Origin of the sequence: Mesorhizobium sp. M7A.F.Ca.MR.362.00.0.0 (genome assembly GCF_004023175.1) — a bacterium.
GTDB lineage: Bacteria > Pseudomonadota > Alphaproteobacteria > Rhizobiales > Rhizobiaceae > Mesorhizobium.
Window position 1 is genome coordinate 6,049 of the sequence record NZ_RZTF01000278.1, and the last position, 2,766, is coordinate 8,814.

Annotated in this window: 3 protein-coding genes; all 3 read left to right on the plus strand. The window is 62.4% G+C overall.

The window, feature by feature from the left end:
- The first annotated feature begins 6 nt into the window (after window positions 1–6).
- From EOC06_RS26445 to EOC06_RS26455, 3 genes are read left to right on the plus strand one after another with little or no spacing between them, the layout of a single operon-like run.
- A complete protein-coding gene (locus EOC06_RS26445) occupies window positions 7–1,011 on the plus strand; it encodes an ABC transporter substrate-binding protein (RefSeq protein WP_127272561.1) in 1,005 nt (334 codons plus the stop codon).
- A gap of 12 nt (window positions 1,012–1,023) precedes the next feature.
- The gene (locus tag EOC06_RS26450) at window positions 1,024–1,848 is read left to right on the plus strand and encodes an ABC transporter ATP-binding protein (RefSeq protein ID WP_128309165.1); all 825 of its coding nucleotides are present in this window, start codon (window positions 1,024–1,026) and stop codon (window positions 1,846–1,848) included.
- On the plus strand, window positions 1,835–2,686 hold the full coding sequence (locus EOC06_RS26455) for an ABC transporter permease (protein WP_128309166.1): 852 nt from the start codon (window positions 1,835–1,837) through the stop codon (window positions 2,684–2,686). Before EOC06_RS26450 ends, EOC06_RS26455 begins: the two co-directional genes overlap by 14 nt.
- Window positions 2,687–2,766: the final 80 nt, after the last annotated feature.

Consider the following 2,766-nt stretch of genomic DNA (forward strand, 5'->3'; position numbering starts at 1 on the left):
GTGTGGATGTACGGAAAACAGAAGATCTCGGTGGCGGCGGTGGCCCTGCTTGCAGCCAGCACGCTGGGTGCTGCTGCGAATGAGAAAGTCACCTTCGGCACCAACTGGTTGGCCCAGCCGGAGCATGGTGGATATTATCAGTCCGTGGCGGACGGCACCTACGCCGCCTGCGGCCTCGACGTCACCATCATGCAGGGCGGTCCGCAGGTCAGCGGCCGACCGCTGCTGCTGGCCGGCAAGATCGATTTCTACATGGGCGGCAATCTGCTGTCGGCTTTCGATGCCGTCCAGCAAGGCATTCCCATGCGCGTGGTGGCGGCGGACTTCCAGAAGGACCCGCAGGTCATCATGTCCCACCCCGGCGAAGGGCTCGACAAATGGGAGGACCTGAAGAACGCCGACCAGTACATATTGGGCGACGAGGGCGTGCAGACCTTCTTCCAGTGGATGGTCATCGAACTCGGCTTCGACGCTTCCAAGCGCGCGCCCTACACCTACAACACCGCTCCCTTCCTCGCCAACAAGAAGTCGATCCAGCAGGGCTACGTCACCTCGGAGCCGTTCGCGGTCAAGAAGGAAGGCGGCTTCGTGCCGAACCAGTTCCTGCTCGCCGACTATGGCTGGGACACCTATTCGACGACGATCGAGGTGATGCAGGATACGATCGACAAGAAGCCGGAGGTGGTCCAGTGCTTCGTCGATGGCTCGGCCAAGGGCTGGTACAAATATCTGTACGGCGACAACAAGGCCGCCAACGACATGATCAAGAAAGACAATCCCGATATGAGCGACGAGCAGATCGCGTTCTCGATCGAGCAGATGAAGAAGTTCGGCCTTGCCGATTCCGGCGACACCGAAAAGCTCGGCATCGGCGCCATGACCGACGAGCGGATCAAGAATTTCTACGACAAGATGGTCAAGGCCAAGGTCACGCCAGCCGGCATCGACATCAAGAAGGCCTACACGCTGACCTTCATCAACAAAGGCGTCGGGCTCGAGCTGAAGAAATAGGCCGGTCCCGGTATGATAAGGGAAAAGGTGGCGCCAGCGCCGGCCTCGGACGTTGCATCGACATTGCTGGCGCTGAGGGGCGTCGGCAAGGTGTTCTCCAACGGCGTGACGGCGCTGAGCGATGTCAATCTGACGATCCGGGAAGGCGATTTCCTCAGCCTGCTCGGGCCGTCGGGTTGCGGCAAGTCGACGGCGCTGCGGCTGATCGCCGGCCTGTCGACGCCGACCTCCGGCGTGCTCGAATGGCGCGGCGTCGGCTCAGCTGACCGCTCGAACATCGGCTTCGTCTTTCAGGAGCCGACGCTGCTGCCCTGGGCCAACGTTTTCGACAATGTCTGGCTGCCGCTTCGGCTGAAAGGCATTTCGCGCGCCAAAGCGACACCGGCGATCACGGAAATGCTGGCGCGGGTGCATCTGACCGGTTTCGAAGACGCGGTGCCGCGCGAACTGTCCGGCGGCATGAAGATGCGCGTCTCGATCGCACGCGCCATGGTGACCAAACCGCGCGTGCTGCTGATGGACGAGCCGTTCGCCGCACTCGACGAGATCACCCGCTTCAAGCTCAACAACGATCTGCTGGAACTGTGGCAGGACGAACGCTTCACCGTCGTCTTCGTCACCCACAGCGTCTTTGAAAGCGTGTTCCTGTCCAACCGCGTCGTCGTCATGGCGGCGCGGCCGGGCCGGGTGTTCGACGAACTCGCCATCGAGGCCTCCTATCCGCGCGACGAGGCGTTTCGCACCTCGCCCGACTATGCGGCGCTGTGCCGTCAGGCTTCCGACGTGCTGGTCAAGGCCATCAATTCAACAGCAGGCGCGCATCATGACGGCCATTGACGAGCGGGCGCTCGAACTCGACCCCGAGGAAGCGCGCCGCGTGCGCCAGGAGCGATTCGAACGGATCGGCCGCTGGGTGCTGCCGCTGGTGATCATGATCTTGGCGATCTGGCTGTGGGATCGCGTCTGCGTCTGGAACGAGATCCCGCAATACATCCTGCCGCGCCCGGGTGTGGTGCTGTGGACGCTCTACAACGATGCCGGCCTGCTGTTTTCCTCACTGCTGGTCACCTTGCGCATCACCTTCCTCAGCCTGGCTCTGGCCGTCATCGGCGGGGTCGGGCTGGCGGTGCTGTTTGCGCAATCGAAATGGGTGGAGATGTCGTTCTTCCCGTTCGCCATCGTGCTGCAGGTGACGCCGATCGTGGCGATCTTTCCGCTGATCAACATCTATGTGAACGACCAGACGACCAAGCTTCTGCTGTGCGCCTGGATCGTCGCCTTCTTTCCGATCCTGTCCAACACCACGCTCGGCCTCAACTCCGTCGACCGCAATCTGCGCGACATGTTCAAGCTCAATGGCGCGACGCGCTGGCAGCAATTGCGCTATCTCAGGCTGCCGGCCGCGATGCCCTATTTCCTCGGTGGGCTGAAGATCGCCGGAGGCCTGTCGCTGATCGGCGCCGTGGTGGCCGAGTTCGTCGCCGGCACCACCGGCCAGTCGTCCGGTCTTGCCTCACGCATCATCGAGGCCGGCTACCGGCTCAACGCGCCGCGGCTGTTCGCGGCGCTGTTCCTGATCTCGCTGACCGGCATTTTGATCTTCCTCGTGCTGTCGCTGATTTCGCATCTCATTTTGCGGCGCTGGCACGAAAGCGCACTGAAGCAGGAGCGCTAGGATGACTGAAAGGTTGGCGCGAAGCGCCCCCCTCTGTCCTGCCGGACATCTCCCCCTCAAGGGGGGAGATTGGCTGTTGT

Excerpts from the sequence above, each read along its gene's own strand:
- EOC06_RS26445 (WP_127272561.1), top strand. The coding sequence starts at position 7 with ATGTACGGAAAACAGAAGATCTCGGTGGCGGCGGTGGCCCTGCTTGCA.
- EOC06_RS26450 (WP_128309165.1), top strand. The coding sequence starts at position 1,024 with ATGATAAGGGAAAAGGTGGCGCCAGCGCCGGCCTCGGACGTTGCATCG.
- EOC06_RS26455 (WP_128309166.1), top strand. The coding sequence starts at position 1,835 with ATGACGGCCATTGACGAGCGGGCGCTCGAACTCGACCCCGAGGAAGCG.